Genomic DNA, 16799 nt, shown 5'->3' with positions numbered 1-16799 from the left:
TTTAAATGACACAACAACAATATCAACAATGTATCGATGCTTGCCTGGAGTGCATGAATGCTTGCAACGTATGTTACATATCGAGTCTGAAAGAATATGATCTGGCGATGCTCCGTGATTGCATTCGTTTGAATCGGGAATGTGCAGAGATTTGCAGCTTTGCTGCACAAGCCATGACACGTGGAAGTGATTTCATTGCCGAAATATGCGAATTGTGTGTGAAAGCTTGTGAAGCTTGTGCCGCAGAGTGTGGCAAACACCAGCACGATCACTGCCAAGCATGTGCAGAGGCTTGCCGCAGATGTGCAGAAGCTTGCCGTTTGATGGCAGCAGTGGCTTAAATATTATTTCTTTGGAATATATATAATTAAAACGGATAATAATCTGGGTCCCCTAAGGGAAGGTAATGAACACAGACATCTGAGACGATGTGCCTATGTGTTGCCTTTCAGTAGGGGATTTTTAATGCAGGTTGCCAAGTCTGATCGTGGTATGTATAATGATGGCAATGAATTGAAACGAAGAATATCAATGATCGGGAGAGTAGCCAGATCCATACATGACAGCGAGCCGGGAGAGGTGGAAGCCGGTATGACATGACCTGAGTGAAACGCACCCCTGAGATGGTTATCCGAAAAGATGTATGCATCCTTATCGTGGATGAACTATATCTGTCTGAGGGTAATTCGGCTTGCGACCGTTATACGCATCGAGCGGAGCAGATTCTACTGGTATGCATGTTGATGCAGGATCAGGAGTAACTGTTCACTTAGAGTGGTACCGCGGCAACTGTTAAGTCAGCTCTCGTCTCTTATTTAGAGACGAGAGCTTTTTTGTGTTTATTTTCAGCCAATAATGAATGGATAAGGAGTGTTCGACATGTTGATGAAGCAGGCTGTGGCCTATATTGCCCCCTTAACCGGATTGAATGAAGAAGAGGTTCTGAGATTACTGGAAGTTCCACCACAGGCGGAGATGGGGGATGCAGCATTCCCTTGTTTTGCATTGGCGAAGTCATTGAAGAAAGCACCGACAGTCATTGCTACCGAGCTCGCATCTGGATTGCAGACAGCAGGACTTGAAGCGACTCCCGCCGGGCCGTATGTAAATATCCGTTTCAATCGGGAGGAGCTTGCGCCGAATCTGCTGAAAGAACTGGGGGATGCCGCATTCGGTAAGCTTCAGATTGGCGAAGGCTCACGTGTTGTAATTGATATGTCTTCCCCTAACATCGCAAAACCCTTCGGAATCGGACATTTGCGTTCTACTGTAATCGGTGCAGCACTGTATCGGTTGTATAACGAAGCGGGTTATACCTCTGTAAGTGTGAATCATCTGGGAGACTGGGGAACCCAGTTTGGCAAGCAGATCGCAGCGTATAAACGGTGGGGCAATGATGAAGCGTTGCAGGCAGACCCGATCCGTACGTCACTGGAACTGTATGTGCGCTTCCACGATGAGGCGGAGAACGATCCTTCACTGGAGATTGAGGCACGGGAGTGGTTCCGCAAGCTGGAGCAAGGAGATGATGAAGCACAGCGGTTATGGGCGTTCTTTGTGGAAGTGAGCATGAAGGAATTCAACCGGATGTATGAACGACTGAACGTACAATTTGACCATACGCTGGGAGAAAGCTTTTACAATGACAAGATGGGCTCGGTGGTCGAAGAACTCAAGGCGAAAGGTTTACTTGAAGAGAGTGATGGAGCACTCGTAGTACGTCTGGAAGATGAGAATATGCCCCCGTGTCTGATTATCAAAAAAGACGGCACAACGATCTACCCTACCCGGGATTTGGCTACAGCGGTTTATCGTCATGAGGTGATGAAGGCAGATCGGTTGTTATACGTGGTCGGAGGTGAGCAGAAGCTTCATTTCCGTCAGGTATTTGCGGTCCTATCCCGTATGGGACATGAGTGGTCTGCGAAGTGTGAACATATCCCGTTTGGATTAATGCGTTTCGAGGGACGGAAAATGTCTACGCGCCGCGGCAAAGTTGTCTTTTTGCAGGAAGTATTGGATGAGGCAGTCGCTCGTGCACTGCAAATTATTCAGGAGAAAAACCCGAATCTGGAGAACCCTCAGAAGGTGGCTGAGGCGGTCGGTGTAGGTGCCATTATCTTCGGGGATCTGCGTAATAATCGGCTAAACGATGTAGACTTCTCCCTGGAGGATGCGGTGAGTTTTGAAGGGGAGACCGGACCTTATGTGCAATATACCCATGCCCGGATTCAAAGTGTGCTTGCCAAGGCAGAAGAGGCGATACGTGTGGAAAATGAACACCAATTACCTCAATCCAGCCTTGCGGATGGTGAGAATGACACAGTAACCACTCCATCCCGTATCGGAGATACCTCATGGGCATTGCTGAAACTGCTCGGTGATTATCCCGAGTATTTGGAAAAAGCAATTCATCGGAATGAGCCTTCGGTCATTGCAAAATATACGATTGATGTGGCTCAAGCGTTCAACCGCTTCTATCACGCTGAACGGATTGCGGATGCACCCTCTGATGTAAGATCCTTCAGAGTTGCATTGGCCTCACGTACTGCCGAACGCCTAGCGTACAGTTTACATTTGCTAGGTGTGCAAGCTCCAGAACGGATGTGATTCCAGTGATATGGAGTACACGAGGACTTTTCAAGAAATCCGATCAAGCTGTACCAGACTCATCAGAACGAGGTTTGTTGCTTCAACAAGTGAGCAAAAGACTAGGTAATGCTCAAGTACTTGATCAAATTAATCTGGAAGTGAAGCAGGGAGAATGTGCTGTGCTTGTTGGCAGAAATGGTTCTGGCAAAAGCACACTCTTACGTATAATGGCGGGTATTTTGTTACCTGATACAGGGTCAATTCAGTGCACAATGCGGGGTTATGAGAGGTATGCAGTAGATGGGCTGCCACGTTTACCTTTCACCTCAAGAGAGTACTTGTGGGACATGGGACGGATTCGGGGCATTCGCCCCGAAATACTGCGAGGGCGGATTAAAGAACTTAGTGAACTTTTATATCTGGATACTGCGATCGAACAGAAGTTACCCTTATTATCGAAGGGCACCCTTCAAAAAGTAAATTTGATTCAAGCTCTATTACCTGGGCCGGGTGGTCTTTTGCTGCTGGATGAACCGTTGTCAGGCTTGGATATTCCAGCTCAAGAGGCGATAGTATCCTTATTGGGGCAATGGAAGGTTGAAGGGACATCCATCGTTACAGCTTGCCATGAACCATTGCTAATTGAACGTTTGGCAGAACAGGTGATTGTGCTAAAAAAAGGTAGCATGCTTCGATGCTGGAGTCGTGAGGATTTATTACAAGTTGGCGAACCCGTTGTACATATTCAAAGTCTAACGGAGGCTGGTGAGGATCTCGCTAACGATCCATTCATTTTACAACAACCGGGAGTGCTGTCTTTAGTTCGTAATACGAGCTCGGGGAACTCAAAATCTTGGTTATGGGATTGGAAAGTAGTTCAACAATTAGCAGATGATGTCCTTAGAATGATTCTGGCATCAGGCGGTTCAGTTGTGTCTGTACAACAGGAGGAAAGTCAATTACATATGGAAAGTTTGCTGGAAGGTCAACATCCAGCTGCACATTCGAGTCATGGAGTCATCACAGAATCTGTGGGCCTCGGCTCTTCCGTGGACGATAGGGGGAGAAAGGTTCAATGATGCATCTAACCCGATATTTGTTAAGACATCACATTCGATCACAGAAATATTTTGCACCGGTTATCTTTTATATCATCGCCATGCTACTGATCTATTCCTACAAACCCAACCCAATTGCGGACAGTTACAGTGTCACGGCCATGCTGTTATTTCTGGCAGCTGCTTGGCTCGGAGTAATGGTGATGAATACCGAACCTGCGAGGCAATATCAATTGCTTGTCCTTCATGCAGGAAGCAGGCGTAAGGTTGTAACGGGCCAATTCATCTGTGCCTGGGTAATGCAATTCATACTCACCGCAATTACTGTACTGTATCCCGTGTTCGCGGGGATGTTCGATAGACAGCCCACAGGCGAGGAGTGGATGATGGCTTGGTGCGGACATCTGGGGCTATCCCTGCTGGGATTGGGCATTAGTGTGTTCTTTCAAAAATCGTACATCCCCTTGCTTAGTCGCAGTATGCCGGCCCTCATTATTGTATTATTACTATCGTTTGTCCAAGGTTCCTTAAGTGAACGTCTGCCTGAATCGTTACAATGGCTTGGCCGAATTCTGCCACCTGCCTTTTATGTGGTTCGTGAGATGATGTTATTTGAAGAATCAAAGATGGACTCCTTTATCACGGTTATGTTGTGGACTGTGCTCTATGCATTGGGATTACTAATCATCCATGTATGGCTGTCTGGAAGAAGAGATCTACGGAGTTAGAAGCCGCGCTTCCCGATAACTTGAATGTTACTCTTGGTTTGGTTAGGATAGAGGGACATGGATGGATAACATTGTACGGTTGAAAGGGGGCGCTCGCATATGCAAAATACAGACATCCAGAATGGTGACATGCTGGACAGCGAACACTCCAGGGAATTGTTTGCCTATTACGGATTGGCAGTGTACTACGGGCAGGCGCTTGAACAGCAGCTGGTCAATCTGATTTTATTAATGAAATTGTCTCAGGGTAAGGCTGTGTCTGAAGAGGATCTGGAAGATCTGTACGAACGAAAAATGAGCAGTTCACTAGGGCAACTCATTCACGAAGTGCGCCATCATTTTACATTCTCCGAGGAAGAAACTCTTCAATTGAATGAATTGTGGCAGCAACGTAATCGTATCGTACATCATTACTTCAAGGAACGAATCCATGAGACATTCAGTCCGGAAGGACGATCACGCATGATTAAGGAATTGGAGGACTTCAAAGACCGTGCTCAGGAGCTGGAGATCAGCCTTCAGCAATATACGGGTGCCTGGATTGCAGAGCTTGGTTTGGATGCCGAATCGGCAGCAGCTCTGCAAACGCTGGAGCGTATGCATGCTGAGAGCATGCAAGCAAGGGCTTTGGAAGAGGATGAATGAGAAGTCAACGCAAAACGAAACGCTGGATTATAATTACGGCTCTGGCCGTAGTAATGGTAGGGATCCTATGGACTGTGGTTACGGCAGTGCGTATATCAGCCTATACGAATGAGGACTCATCCAGGATATCGGATGCAGCGATCATTCTGGGTGCAGCTGTGGCGGGGGATAACCCTTCACCTGTATTTCGCGAACGTATCGAGCACGGCATTGAATTATACCGTCAGGGTACCGTTCGTAATCTGCTTTTTACAGGCGGGTCAGGTGATGATGGAGAACATACGGAGGCTGAAGTTGGTCAGAAGTATGCCATTGAACATGGAGTAGATCCAGCGGACATTCGTGTAGAGACCGAATCCAGAATCACCGAGGAGAATCTGATCAATTCAATTCCAATAGGTGAACAGGCCGGTTACGAAACGTATACGATTGTGAGTGACCCTTTACATATGAAACGGGCCATGAAGCTGGCTGCCGGACTGGGTATGGATGCTGTACCCTCCCCGACACGAACTACGGCGTATCGAACCTGGCGCAGCAAGTTTCCTTTTCTCGCAAGAGAGACCGTGATGTACATGGGATATACGATCAAAGGATGGATAGACAATCCGCAGCAGCCGTGAGGTTGCGGGTATCGGAATATGGCTCCAGATGAAGACACAAAAAAACGATCTACACCGCAAACCCCTAAGGTAGCCATGTAGATCGTTTTTTGTGTTGCCTTTTGAGCGCGCATCATTTCTGATTGGTTGTAAAGAAGTTTCTGTTTAACTCTGTTATGCATTGCCTCCGGCAAAGGAGGTTGAGGTTGGAACGGAATCGCCTGACGGACTCTCGATAATTGCGCCCACTGCTGCTTGTGCACCTTGCTGAAGCTGATACATCTTATAATAGCGCCCTTTAAGCTCCATCAGTTCATCATGTGCACCTTGCTCAACAATACGCCCGCGATGCAGAACCAGAATCTGATCTGCCGATCGAATGGTGGACAGACGGTGAGCGATGATGAAGGTAGTACGTCCTTTTTTGAGGACTTCGAGTGCGTTCTGAATCAAAGCTTCTGTTTCCGTATCAATATTGGCTGTCGCTTCATCCAAAATGAGGATGGCGGGATCGAACGCCAGTGCCCGAGCAAAGGAGATCAATTGGCGTTGCCCAGCAGACAATGTACTTCCTTTTTCGATGACAGGTTCGTCAAAGCCTTGAGGCAAATGAGCCAGTATGCGTTCAGCGCCTACATCACGCAACGCCTGTTCAATTCGTTCACGGGAGATCTTCTCATCACCGAGACTGACGTTGGAAGCAATGGTACCTGTGAACAGATACGGGTCTTGCAGTACAATCCCCATATGCTCCCGAATCCACTGTTTGGGCAGATCCTTGACGTTCTGACCGTCAATCGTGATCTTGCCTTTTTGCGGATCATAGAACCGGAATAGCAGATTGATGATCGAGCTTTTACCCGAACCGGTATGACCGACCAGAGCGACCGTCTGACCTTGGGATGCTTTGAACGAGATATTATTGAGTACGAAGTCCTTTTTATAAGCAAAGGATACATCGTCAAATACGACATTTCCCTTGTATCTTGGCATAGAGCCATCGGTAACGGCTTCTCCTTTTTCATCCATTAGCTCAAAGACGCGTCCAGCGGATACGAGGGAGGAGTCCAGGTTGGCGAGCTGATTCACCATGCCGGTGATCGGCTGGAACAAGCGGCCCAGAACATCGACGAAGGCATATAGAACACCCAGTGAGATAATACTTGTGCCATCCAGCACGCTTGAACCGAAGTACCACAGGACAACCGCAAAGGCAATATTCCGTAATACGTTAACCAGGTTGTGTGAGGTGAAGGCATTCAGATTTAGCATTTTGTTCTGATGTTTCATATAGTCATCATTCAGATCTTCGAATTCCTGCTTGGTTTGTTTCTGATGGCGGAAAACGCGGATAATGGACATCCCCTGGATGGATTCGTTAATGATCGCATTGATCTCACTCAGCCTTGACCGAATGATCGTGTTGTAGCGAGTAGCGAATTTGCGATAGAGTACAATCCACGCAATGAGCATCGGCACGACGAATAACGAGATCAGGCCGAGGCGAACATCGAGCAGGAAGAGTGCGACATAGACACCCATAATCGTGATGATACCTGAGAAAAAGTTTGAAAGAACGGCAACAAACAGATCCTTGACGGCTTCTGTGTCGTTCGTGACCCGAGATACAACTTTACCTGCGGGCAGATTATCAAAAAAATGCACCGGCAGTCGCTGGATATGAGCATACACATCGTTGCGCAGTCTTTGAATGACCTTGTTGGCTGAGGACTGCAGCCAGTATGTTTTACCGAACTCCATAATGACCGAGATCACGAGGAAGATCATGTAATACACAATTAATTGATAGATGCTGGGCATCTCCGGTTTGTAAAAAGCAAACAGTTCACCAGCGGACAGGGGGGCTGCCGCATATTGGCCTGTCACTTCGCCTGCACGTGTCACCGTGAGGGTTCCATCCGCATATGTGCGGTCCCCATCAGGTGCGCTCACCGGTTCGTTTACAAAATAAAAACTTCTACCTGCTTGTAATACCCGCACCTCGGGACCTTTGTTTTCATCGGGTTCGAACAAGCCTTCGCGTTTGTAGTTCTTGCCGTTGTAGACTGCGGCTTCATCCGAAGCAGTCGTCTCATAGAAAGGCTGCTCAATCGCGAGCAAATGATTGTCGATCATGGATTTGGCGATGAACGGCCCGGCGAGCTCTGCTGCAACACCAATGGTAAGCATAATTAATGCAGCTATAAATGTTCCTTTGGCTTTCAAGGCGTAATCAAGCAGCCTTTTGCCTGTATTAGACTTCAATGAATTGACCTCCTACGTGGACAGATTGGACTCGACCTGTTGCCGTTCATACTGTTCACGGTACCAGCCGTTCATGGCTAACAGTTCCTGGTGAGTGCCTTCTTCCATAATTTTCCCGTGCTCCAGTACGATGATTCGATCAGCGTGTTCGATAGCGGACAGGCGATGAGTCGAGATCAGTGTGGTTTTGCCCGAGCGTTTGTTGCGTATATTTTCAATAATTTTGGCTTCCGTGCGTGCATCGACCGCAGACAAGGCGTCATCAAGGATCAGAATATCAGGACTCGCGATAAAGGCACGTGCCAGCGATACCCGCTGTTTCTGTCCACCGGACAGAGAGATTCCTTTTTCACCAACAAGTGTATCCAGTCCATCGGACAAAGTCCCCAGATCTCCGTCAAAAGCGGCGGTACGAATGGCTTCCATAATCACTTCATCACTGGCACCAGGTTTACCGAATTGAATGTTCTGACGAACCGATTTGGAGAACAGGATTTGTTCCTGTGGTACGTAACCGATCCAACTGTGCAAGTCATCTTTGGCGATATCCTGAATCGGATGACCCGAGATGCTTAATTTACCCGATCCCGCAGGGTATTCGTGAAGCAACTGTTTGAGTAAAGTGGACTTGCCGCTACCCGTACGACCTACGATACCCAATGTTTGACCACGTCGCAGCGAAAAGCTGATATGACTGAGATTGTCGACAGTGGAACTGGGATAACGGAAGGTAACATCCTGCATCGCAATTTCATCCGGATCCGTAACATGAGCAGGTTGATCAACATCTTGTACAGCAGGTTCTACGGATAAAGTCTCATTGACCCGGTCAAGTGAGGCGCTACCACGCTGCATCAGGTTAATCAATTCGCCGATGGCGAACATTGGCCAGATCATCATCCCCAGGTACATATTGAACGATACGAGATCCCCCAAGGTAATTTCATTATGAAATACAAGATATATGCCGTAGGCAAGTGCAATCACATAACTGAGTCCAACGAAGAGTCGGATTGTGGGTTCGAACAGGGCATCCATTCTGGCAACGGCCAGATTTTTGCGATATACATCTTCGGTCACATCGGCAAATCGTTTCTCGTCCAGACGCTCCTGGACATAGGCACGCACGACACGGATACCGGCAATGGATTCCAGCACCTGGTCATTCATATCTCCGAAAGCATCTTGTGCCAGGGTGTAACGTTGATGTACAGCTTTACCATAGATCATCATGGCAATGGCGATAAAAGGTAAAGGCAGAATTGCCGCCAGGGTCAGTTTCCAGCTGACCAGAAAACCCATGGCGAACAATACGGTGGCCAGAAAGGCCGTAGAGTCTGTTAAGGTCAGCATGCCGAAGCCTGCTGTGGTGGCAATGGAACGAAGATCATTGGTGGCCCGAGCCATCAGATCACCGGTTCTGTTTTTCTCGAAAAAGGGAGGAGTCATTCGTAACAAGTGGTCCATGAAGCGGGAACGAAGCAGCCGCTCTACCAGATTGGCACCACCGAATAGTTTGTGCATCCAAACGTATGTAACCAGATAGATAATGATGACGGTTCCCAGAATAAGCAAAATGTAACGGGTGAGTGAGGCCCCAGTAATCGAACCACGCACGATCTCGTCGATGGCATTGCCAAGAAGACGGGGAGGCAGCAGTTCGGCAACGCCCACCAGAATAAGCAAAATGACACCGGTAAGGTATCGTTTGCGTTCCAGCCGGAAGAACCAGGCCAGGTTTTTAAGTACAGAGAACAAGTGTTATCCCTTCCTTTCGATGTCCGTGAAAGACAGATTCCGTTCATGTATGCCGAAATATACCCACAAAAAAAGACATACCGCACGCAGGCGGTATGTCTTGATATAATCATACGCAGCATGGCTCCAAGAGCAGAGCCGCCACCATATCGTTTCATTGTGAGTAAACATAACAGAGTTTCTCAATAAAGAGACTCCTGTGATGCCGACTTATGAACGGAATAATGATTTCGGGTGTGCTCCGGTATTTAATTGTGTGCTGAATTGACCAATCATATGTTTGTTAAACACCGTAATCACCCTTTCTTTTTTGGAAATAAATACAATGTAGACCTCGTATGTTTGCATCTTAACACCGGCTTTTACAATCTGTCAAACATTTTTCACAACTTAATTTGCCTTTATGTAGTCACTCGGGTTTGTATTCAAGTCTTTGTAGAGATATGATGGAACATATATATACAGAAGGAGCTGACACCAAATGAGTACCATACATGTATCCGATCAAGCTGCTCGCTGGTACAAGGAAGAACTGAATTTGAACGAGGGAGACAGCATCCGATTTTTTGCCCGTTATAGCTCTGGCGGAGGTCTTCATCCTGGATTTTCGCTCGGCATTGCTGTGGAGAAACCAAGACACCCTGCGGATCAAACCGAAGTGTCGGGTATCCAATTCTTTATGGAAGATCATGATTACTGGTATCTGAAAGGGCACCAACTGCATGTAGATATCGTTGATGAAGGTCAGGATATCGAGTATCGTTATACCGAAATCTAGGGCGATTTTGAGACATGCCCTAATTCTTGAAGTATTCTGCAAGGCAATAGATGAGTCACAGGTCGCCACCGGCTTCCAAATAGGAGGAGGGGATAAGCAATGAATCTGCCAGCCCGAGATTTGGCCCAGTATATCGCAAAACGCTCTCATATTGTTGTAAAGGCGGCTGTACGGGCTGAGAACGAACAAGGTGAATTGCTGCTGATTCAGCATGCTGGGCATGGTCATTGGCGGATGCCAAACGGTGAGATGCGCCCGGGTGAGGCCATTGAGGATGCCGCACATCGGGAGCTATGGGAAGAAACAGGTTGGACAACCGATACCATGACACTCGAAGGGTTGTATTCAGGACCTGATCTTCGGTATCTGCATTCAAGCGGAGATGAAGAGTATTATGTGATTGCCCTGTTTCGGACCGTAATCATTCAGGATGACCTTGTGGAAACACGTGTAAATAGTGATGCAGGTCTGAAGTTCTTTGCTCTGGAATCATTACCACCTCTGAATCAGATTAGCCGAATCCTGTTAGCCAGTGATATCGCAGAATAATTAAGCATGCGCAAAAATGACCTCGTCATCCACGATAAAGTGGGTGACGAGGTCATTTTTTTTAATCTGACTCACGTATTCAGTGCATTATTTATACCTGATCGAGAGGTTCATCATCCATCGCAAAATCAAAATCATCAATATCGAATACCTGTACAGGTGATTCCGATTCAATAATACGTGCAATCAGTTCAACCTGGTCGGTGAGAATCGGAATACTGAGACGCTGAGATGTCAGGAGCAGTTCGGTCTCAATGGGATCGAAATATTCCCCGTACTGTGCCGTATCTATGGCATTGATAATGGCAATGGATACTTGATCACCAAATAGAATGGAGGGGCTTTTTGCCCATGGAACAAGCAACGCACGCTCTATTTTTTTCTTATTCAAGGGTTCCTCGAAATAAGAAATCATTTCATTGATTTTGGATTTCACATGCTGGTCGTCTGCCGGGTTATCCATCATAGGATCAGGACTGGTCTGAAATTCATATAGCTCAAGGATGGTGGTATAAGGAACAATATATTCTACAGGCGCGGGCGGCGCGAGCAATTGACCGTAAATGGCCACCATCACGGCTTCTGTAATAAACTGACGTGACATGGTTCCTGAATCCTCCTGCGCCATTAATAGTTGCAAAGTGAATCTATACGTTTATGCAACAGCATAACCACAATATGGATTATTCTGCTGTAGACTCGTGTACATGATTTGCATGAATAGAAGTATATCACACAACGGTGGGAAATACAGCCAATCTGCAGACCATGTCAGGTTACAACGATCATAACCTGTATCAGGATTTCCCCAGTAGCAACGACAATATTCCCGCCGCAATCAATGGCCCAACAGGCACACCTTTGAACAGGGCAACGCCAAGGACTGTTCCGATCAGGAGCCCTGCAACGACAGTTGGTTGTGTTCCCATCAACGTAGCGCCTCGTCCACCGAGATAAGCCACCAGTAATCCTACACCAATGGCGAGCAGTGATTTCCAGTGCAGGAAAGACTCCCCGATCGTCTGCAGACTCATTTTGCCACTGGCAAGTGGTGCCATTACGCCAATAGTCAGAATGATGATACCCAGTGTGAGTCCGTATTTTTCAAGCCATGGAAAAGCCTGATTCAGGTTCAGGACCCGTAACAACAACAGAAATACCATCGCTACGGTAACAGGTGTGTTGCTGCTAATAATCCCAAGGGCCGCAAACACGAGCAACAGCAGGGAAGTCATGTCCATGGTTTTCATTTCCCTTCAGTCTGACCGCGTTGTTTGCTAACGATATGTTCAGCAACGTACCGTCCATGCCAGCGCCCGGATTCAATAAAGACTTCATTGGCATTACGCCCCGAAGCGATCACTCCACCCACATATACACCAGGTACGCTACTTTCCATCGTTTGTGCGTCATATAGAGGTTTATCCATATCATCAGACATCTCCACACCTACCGATGTGAGTAATTGACGATCTGGACGGAAACCGGTCATTGCCAGTACAAAGTCATTCTCCAATTCACTAGTGGAGCCATCCGTGTGTATCAGACGAATCGAATCATCCAATATTTCATTCACGCGTGATTCCAGATGCAATGTGATACGGCCTTTCGTCACCAAGCTCTCAAATAGCGGACGTACCCATGGTTTAATATGCTGGGACAGACCACTGCCGCGATAAACCATATCGATATGCGCTCCGACACGAACCAGTTCCATGGCCGCATCCACGGCTGAGTTGCTTCCCCCAATAATGGCGACACGTGTACGGGTATAAGGGTGGGCTTCCCGGAAGTAGTGGGTTACTTTATCTTTGTCTTCCCCGGGGATACCCAGATAGTTAGGATGGTCAAAATAACCGGTAGCAACAACGACATTGCGTCCAACATGTACGATGGCCTCCCCGCGTCGATTGAGCGTATGTACCTCAAACGTGCCATCATCCTTGCGTTTGATCTCACGGGCTTCCTCATAGTTATGAACACGCAGGCCAAAATGTTCGGCTACCCTGCGATAATAGGCGAGTGCTTCATAACGAAACGGTTTATCATTAGGTGTGCTGAACGGAACGTTTCCGATCTCAAGCAGCTCGGCTGTACTGAAAAACTGCATATGGGTTGGATACAGATAAATAGATTGGACGATATTGTATTTCTCAACAATCACAGCGGACAGTCCCAACCGCTCGCATTCAATGGCAGCAGACAGACCGCATGGGCCTCCGCCGATAATAATGACATCTTCCATGTTCTTAATCCTCCTTATTTCAAGCAATATAATCCTACCGTAAAAAACGGACCAATGCCAGTTCAAGCGTGAGTTTAACTCAGGCAGACAGACTTGACCTCATTGGAGTTGACTTAGTAAGAAGAAAAGATTAGTATCAAATTAGATGAATATCTAATTGAAAGCGAGATGAACGATGATGCAGCTGGAGAAAATAGTGGCTTATCATAAAGCGTTGGCTGACCCAACCCGGCTTCGCATGCTGCTGCTGTTGGCACAGGGTGAACTGCACGGGCAGGCACTTGCCGAGCGGCTCAATCTGTCACAGCCAACCGTTACACATCATGCATCCAAGCTTAGAGAGGCAGCGCTGATCAAGGAAAGACGGGAGAAGAATACCGTGTATTTCACACTTAATCCTTCGTTTATCCACGAAAATGCACAGGCTTCGGTTGATTTTATCTTTAAGCGAGAGGAGATTACGGATATGAGTGATGTGAACGAAACGTTGAAAGCGTCGGTCATGAGAAATTTTTTCTCCAAAGATGGACGATTGCGTCAGATTCCGGCTCAATACAAGAAAAAACTGATTGTACTTGGTCATCTGGTGGAGCAGCTTGAATTCGGTCGGAAGTACACAGAGAAAGAGATTAATACATTTATACAACAGTATCATGAGGATTTTGCGACCATTCGGCGGGAATTTATCATGCATCAGTTCATGTACCGGGAAGAGGAAATCTATGAACTGAATCCGAAGGAGATGTGGACACGCTGGGATCAGGTCAAATAGATCGGACTAGTAAAAATATATTTGGGCTTGACAACAGCAAAGTACACTGTGTAACATAATGGATAATTCTACAAGGGAGGCGATTGTTTATGACAAACTTAAATGCTGTATACGTTAATTTGAATATGAACAGCGTCTCCGGAACGGATCAAAGCATGTAATTTACGTTAGGTGGATAGTAGTATCCATTAGTAACGTAAATTATCGCATGCTCAGATGAAGCCACGGGTGACGGACCCGTGGCTTTTTTGTCTGCAATTAAGGGTGTTCCTTGAATTGAATGTAGCGGTTGATCAAGTGTTCTATCCGTTATATCTACAACAGGGAAGTCTTTCATTCGGATAACTACGTATTGCCACGGGTGTGATTATACTCGTGGTTTTTTGTTTTGATCTGGAACCGGAGACGAATGTTCAATCGGCTTGAACGAAGTAAACAACTTATTTTGGGAGGAATTTTTATTTTAGATAACCCTATTGAGAAGTACGGCTGGTCTTTCAAGTGGCAGGAACTATGGCAAGAGACAGGGATGAAAGAGCAGGAGAGAAAACCAGCCAGAATTATCGCAGACCATGGACATCTGCAACGTTTGATTACAGAAGAGGGCGAGTGCTGGGGAAGAGTTTCGGGCCGAATGCGTCATGATAGTCTGGAGACCAGCTTGGTGCCAGCAGTTGGAGATTGGGTGGCGATTACGGGGCAGGCAGGCGAAGAAGCAATTATTCACAATCTGGTGCCACGCCAGAGCCGGGTGTCAAGACAGGCCGCAGGTCCGGTGACCAAGGAACAATTAATCGCCGCAAACGTTGATACATTGCTGATTGTTGCTGCACTTAATCATGACTTCAATCTTCGACGGCTCGAAAGATATGTGATGATGGCTTGGAATGGTGGCGTAAGACCGGTCATTGTTCTGAGCAAAAGTGATCTGTGTCCGAATGTGGAAGAGCAGATCCGAAGTGTAGAGGGAATTGCTCCAGGCGTCGAAGTGTTGGCGATATCCGCTGTGGAGGACCAAGGTAAGTCTCTACTTGAAAGATATCTACAGCCAGGGTTAACTGTTGCACTGACAGGTTCTTCTGGTAGCGGTAAGTCTACGCTTGTGAACTGGATGATGGGCGAGGATGTACAACTTACCCAATCCGTCCGTGAGGGAGACAGTCGTGGAAGACATACCACAACACATCGGGAGATGTTTGTACTTCCACAGGGAGCGGTATTGATCGATACTCCGGGAATGCGTGAGCTTAATCTGTGGGATGAAGGCAATGATGGACTTTCGCATGCGTTTGGAGAAATTGAAGAGCTCGCTGCCACATGCAGATTTCTGGATTGCACTCATACACGGGAAGCTGGATGTGCAGTGAAAGAGGCTATCCAGGATGGTTCATTGGATGAAAAAAGGCTGAGCAATTATTTGAAAATGCAAAAGGAATTGCAATATCAACAACGTAAAGAAGAGGTGGCAACCAGAAGGCGCACAGCCTCCAGCAAACCGGCCAGTAGTCGTAAACCCAAGCACTCCCGTAGTGTGAAAGAGTGGGAAGAAGTCTGAAATCAGTGAGCATCATCCTTTAGCTTGCATAAGATAGGTCAGGAGGGATGTCATTATGCCAGATTACAGGATCATTGTGGACCTATCCGACCACATGTTATATCTTCTGGATGGCAACCAGGTGATTAAGGGCTATCCAGTGGCAACCGGCAAGATGCTCACGCAGACTCCGAGCGGGGAGTTCACTATTATTAACAAGCAATCCAATCCAGGAGGGCCATTTGGGGTCTTTTGGATGGGGCTGTCTGAACCCCATTATGGCATACACGGAACCAATGAGCCTTGGTCCATTGGCAAATCCGTCTCCCATGGTTGTATACGCATGTACAACTCGGATGTACTGGACCTGTCTTCCAAGGTTTCTGTAGGCACGAGAGTAACGATCCGGCCGTAGGGCCGGATTTTACTTTTTAAGAGGTTAAGCGTAGCCAGTAACCAAAAAAGTTCTCACAGCCAGGATTGAAGTGGATGAATTTGGAATTATAAAAAGAAGGACATATAATATGGTAAAGCTACGGCAGTTACGAGAGAAAGCGAGTGATAGCCATGCAGATCAGGCAGGCGCGTGAAGGGGATGCGCAGGGAATAGCCCTTGTACATACAGAGAGTTGGAAAACAACGTATCGCGGAATTGTGCCCGACGATTTTTTGGATCATTTGACTATAGAATCAAGATTGTCCCAATGGGAAAAGACGATTCGCTCTGACGAAAAGGATCAGATCCTGGTAGTAGCTGAACAGCATGATGGGAACATTGTCGGATTTGCCTGTGGGGGTAGGGAGCGTGAAGGCAAATTAGCTTATGATGGAGAGTTGTACGCCATATATTTGCTGAAGGAAATGCAACAAACGGGGATAGGTCAGCAATTGGCTACACATGTTGTTAATCATCTGCGAACCCATAATATGAAAAGGTTGATCATATGGGCTTTGGAGCGTAATTCAGCGTGCCGCTTCTATGAAAAGATGGGAGGCTCTCCAGTCCATACACAGTCCATCCGCATCGGGGGTCAAGATTTGATTGAAGTTGGCTACGGATGGGAAGACTTGAGCCTCTTTGGAGAGAAGAGCTTGCCTGAAAAATGAAGGGCGTGTAGGGAGCGACGGAATTGGTGCATTGTATTGTTTCCTTAAGTTCAAGGAATGGAAGAGTTAATTCAGGTCTGCACGTTTGCGTAATTCTGAACAAGGTTAATGATGTATTACACCGTTTTGCAGGTGTGTCATTCAATCTTGATCAGGAGGCGTATCC

18 protein-coding genes are annotated in these 16799 nt (G+C 47.0%); 13 read left to right on the top strand and 5 right to left on the bottom strand.

Translation table 11 applies throughout. The features are described 5' to 3' along the window. The first annotated feature begins 5 nt into the window (after positions 1 to 5). The 7 genes from AC4G47_RS18930 (at position 6) to AC4G47_RS18900 (ending at position 5646) form a co-directional block, all read left to right on the top strand. Positions 6 to 341: a four-helix bundle copper-binding protein gene (locus AC4G47_RS18930; RefSeq protein ID WP_062833864.1), complete on the top strand. Its 336-nt coding sequence runs from the start codon at positions 6 to 8 to the stop codon at positions 339 to 341. 124 nt (positions 342 to 465) lie between these two features. Beyond that, positions 466 to 600, top strand: coding sequence for a hypothetical protein (locus AC4G47_RS18925; RefSeq protein ID WP_256704105.1), 135 nt, complete (start codon positions 466 to 468; stop codon positions 598 to 600). Between the two features lie 279 nt (positions 601 to 879). After that, a complete protein-coding gene (gene argS, locus AC4G47_RS18920; RefSeq protein WP_491102216.1) occupies positions 880 to 2610 on the top strand; it encodes an arginine--tRNA ligase in 1731 nt (576 codons plus the stop codon). Positions 2611 to 2615: 5 nt separating this feature from the next. Next, positions 2616 to 3671, top strand: coding sequence for an ATP-binding cassette domain-containing protein (locus AC4G47_RS18915; RefSeq protein WP_491102215.1), 1056 nt, complete (start codon positions 2616 to 2618; stop codon positions 3669 to 3671). Beyond that, complete coding sequence (locus AC4G47_RS18910) at positions 3668 to 4378, top strand: hypothetical protein (RefSeq protein ID WP_491102214.1); 711 nt, start codon at positions 3668 to 3670, stop codon at positions 4376 to 4378. The genes AC4G47_RS18915 and AC4G47_RS18910 overlap by 4 nt, the downstream gene beginning before the upstream one ends. 99 nt (positions 4379 to 4477) lie before the next feature. Further along, positions 4478 to 5023 carry a hypothetical protein gene (locus AC4G47_RS18905; RefSeq protein ID WP_491102213.1) on the top strand — a complete coding sequence of 182 codons (546 nt, stop codon included), beginning with the start codon at positions 4478 to 4480 and terminating at the stop codon, positions 5021 to 5023. Beyond that, positions 5020 to 5646 (top strand): YdcF family protein, encoded by a 627-nt coding sequence (locus tag AC4G47_RS18900; RefSeq protein WP_491102212.1) that lies wholly within the window; start codon positions 5020 to 5022, stop codon positions 5644 to 5646. Before AC4G47_RS18905 ends, AC4G47_RS18900 begins: the two co-directional genes overlap by 4 nt. A gap of 153 nt (positions 5647 to 5799) precedes the next feature. Here AC4G47_RS18900 and AC4G47_RS18895 read toward each other — a convergent pair whose 3' ends face one another. Further along, on the bottom strand, positions 5800 to 7890 hold the full coding sequence (locus AC4G47_RS18895) for an ABC transporter ATP-binding protein (RefSeq protein WP_491102211.1): 2091 nt from the start codon (positions 7888 to 7890) through the stop codon (positions 5800 to 5802). A 12-nt stretch (positions 7891 to 7902) separates the two neighbouring features. Further along, complete coding sequence (locus tag AC4G47_RS18890) at positions 7903 to 9648, bottom strand: ABC transporter ATP-binding protein (protein ID WP_491102210.1); 1746 nt, start codon at positions 9646 to 9648, stop codon at positions 7903 to 7905. 481 nt (positions 9649 to 10129) lie between these two features. Here AC4G47_RS18890 and AC4G47_RS18885 point away from each other — a divergent pair, with 481 nt between their 5' ends. Both AC4G47_RS18885 and AC4G47_RS18880 read left to right on the top strand, forming a co-directional pair. Continuing rightward, positions 10130 to 10426: a HesB/YadR/YfhF family protein gene (locus tag AC4G47_RS18885; protein ID WP_017689086.1), complete on the top strand. Its 297-nt coding sequence runs from the start codon at positions 10130 to 10132 to the stop codon at positions 10424 to 10426. A 99-nt stretch (positions 10427 to 10525) separates the two neighbouring features. Beyond that, positions 10526 to 10975: an NUDIX domain-containing protein gene (locus tag AC4G47_RS18880; protein WP_458126440.1), complete on the top strand. Its 450-nt coding sequence runs from the start codon at positions 10526 to 10528 to the stop codon at positions 10973 to 10975. Positions 10976 to 11066: 91 nt separating this feature from the next. On the opposite strand, the gene AC4G47_RS18875 is transcribed toward AC4G47_RS18880, so the two are convergent. The 3 genes from AC4G47_RS18875 to AC4G47_RS18865 all read right to left on the bottom strand — a co-directional run bounded on the left by AC4G47_RS18875 (position 11067) and on the right by AC4G47_RS18865 (position 13220). Further along, positions 11067 to 11579 carry a hypothetical protein gene (locus tag AC4G47_RS18875; RefSeq protein ID WP_036609214.1) on the bottom strand — a complete coding sequence of 171 codons (513 nt, stop codon included), beginning with the start codon at positions 11577 to 11579 and terminating at the stop codon, positions 11067 to 11069. Positions 11580 to 11772: 193 nt separating this feature from the next. Beyond that, on the bottom strand, positions 11773 to 12216 hold the full coding sequence (locus tag AC4G47_RS18870; RefSeq protein ID WP_036609212.1) for a DUF441 domain-containing protein: 444 nt from the start codon (positions 12214 to 12216) through the stop codon (positions 11773 to 11775). 5 nt (positions 12217 to 12221) lie between these two features. Further along, positions 12222 to 13220 (bottom strand): YpdA family putative bacillithiol disulfide reductase, encoded by a 999-nt coding sequence (locus AC4G47_RS18865; RefSeq protein ID WP_491102209.1) that lies wholly within the window; start codon positions 13218 to 13220, stop codon positions 12222 to 12224. Positions 13221 to 13398: 178 nt separating this feature from the next. On the opposite strand from AC4G47_RS18865, the gene AC4G47_RS18860 reads away from it, so the two are divergent. The 4 genes from AC4G47_RS18860 to AC4G47_RS18845 all read left to right on the top strand — a co-directional run bounded on the left by AC4G47_RS18860 (position 13399) and on the right by AC4G47_RS18845 (position 16633). Beyond that, a complete protein-coding gene (locus AC4G47_RS18860; RefSeq protein ID WP_458127220.1) occupies positions 13399 to 13992 on the top strand; it encodes a DUF2087 domain-containing protein in 594 nt (197 codons plus the stop codon). Between the two features lie 409 nt (positions 13993 to 14401). Next, positions 14402 to 15547 (top strand): ribosome small subunit-dependent GTPase A, encoded by a 1146-nt coding sequence (gene rsgA / locus AC4G47_RS18855; RefSeq protein WP_491102208.1) that lies wholly within the window; start codon positions 14402 to 14404, stop codon positions 15545 to 15547. A 55-nt stretch (positions 15548 to 15602) separates the two neighbouring features. After that, positions 15603 to 15941: a L,D-transpeptidase gene (locus AC4G47_RS18850; protein ID WP_491102207.1), complete on the top strand. Its 339-nt coding sequence runs from the start codon at positions 15603 to 15605 to the stop codon at positions 15939 to 15941. Positions 15942 to 16093: 152 nt separating this feature from the next. Continuing rightward, positions 16094 to 16633 carry a GNAT family N-acetyltransferase gene (locus AC4G47_RS18845; RefSeq protein ID WP_491106741.1) on the top strand — a complete coding sequence of 180 codons (540 nt, stop codon included), beginning with the start codon at positions 16094 to 16096 and terminating at the stop codon, positions 16631 to 16633. Positions 16634 to 16799: the final 166 nt, after the last annotated feature.

This window comes from Paenibacillus sp. Negev47, assembly GCF_058313655.1.
Note: the sequence above shows the minus strand (reverse complement) of the source record. Positions and strands in the feature narration are given on the sequence as shown.

Excerpts from the sequence above, each read along its gene's own strand:
- AC4G47_RS18845 (WP_491106741.1), top strand. The coding sequence starts at position 16,094 with ATGCAGATCAGGCAGGCGCGTGAAGGGGATGCGCAGGGAATAGCCCTT.
- AC4G47_RS18910 (WP_491102214.1), top strand. The coding sequence starts at position 3,668 with ATGATGCATCTAACCCGATATTTGTTAAGACATCACATTCGATCACAG.
- AC4G47_RS18860 (WP_458127220.1), top strand. The coding sequence starts at position 13,399 with ATGCAGCTGGAGAAAATAGTGGCTTATCATAAAGCGTTGGCTGACCCA.
- AC4G47_RS18870 (WP_036609212.1), bottom strand. The coding sequence starts at position 12,216 with ATGGACATGACTTCCCTGCTGTTGCTCGTGTTTGCGGCCCTTGGGATT.
- AC4G47_RS18850 (WP_491102207.1), top strand. The coding sequence starts at position 15,603 with ATGCCAGATTACAGGATCATTGTGGACCTATCCGACCACATGTTATAT.
- rsgA (WP_491102208.1), top strand. The coding sequence starts at position 14,402 with ATGTTCAATCGGCTTGAACGAAGTAAACAACTTATTTTGGGAGGAATT.
- argS (WP_491102216.1), top strand. The coding sequence starts at position 880 with ATGTTGATGAAGCAGGCTGTGGCCTATATTGCCCCCTTAACCGGATTG.
- AC4G47_RS18865 (WP_491102209.1), bottom strand. The coding sequence starts at position 13,220 with ATGGAAGATGTCATTATTATCGGCGGAGGCCCATGCGGTCTGTCTGCT.
- AC4G47_RS18900 (WP_491102212.1), top strand. The coding sequence starts at position 5,020 with ATGAGAAGTCAACGCAAAACGAAACGCTGGATTATAATTACGGCTCTG.
- AC4G47_RS18880 (WP_458126440.1), top strand. The coding sequence starts at position 10,526 with ATGAATCTGCCAGCCCGAGATTTGGCCCAGTATATCGCAAAACGCTCT.
- AC4G47_RS18885 (WP_017689086.1), top strand. The coding sequence starts at position 10,130 with ATGAGTACCATACATGTATCCGATCAAGCTGCTCGCTGGTACAAGGAA.
- AC4G47_RS18930 (WP_062833864.1), top strand. The coding sequence starts at position 6 with ATGACACAACAACAATATCAACAATGTATCGATGCTTGCCTGGAGTGC.
- AC4G47_RS18905 (WP_491102213.1), top strand. The coding sequence starts at position 4,478 with ATGCAAAATACAGACATCCAGAATGGTGACATGCTGGACAGCGAACAC.
- AC4G47_RS18925 (WP_256704105.1), top strand. The coding sequence starts at position 466 with ATGCAGGTTGCCAAGTCTGATCGTGGTATGTATAATGATGGCAATGAA.
- AC4G47_RS18875 (WP_036609214.1), bottom strand. The coding sequence starts at position 11,579 with ATGTCACGTCAGTTTATTACAGAAGCCGTGATGGTGGCCATTTACGGT.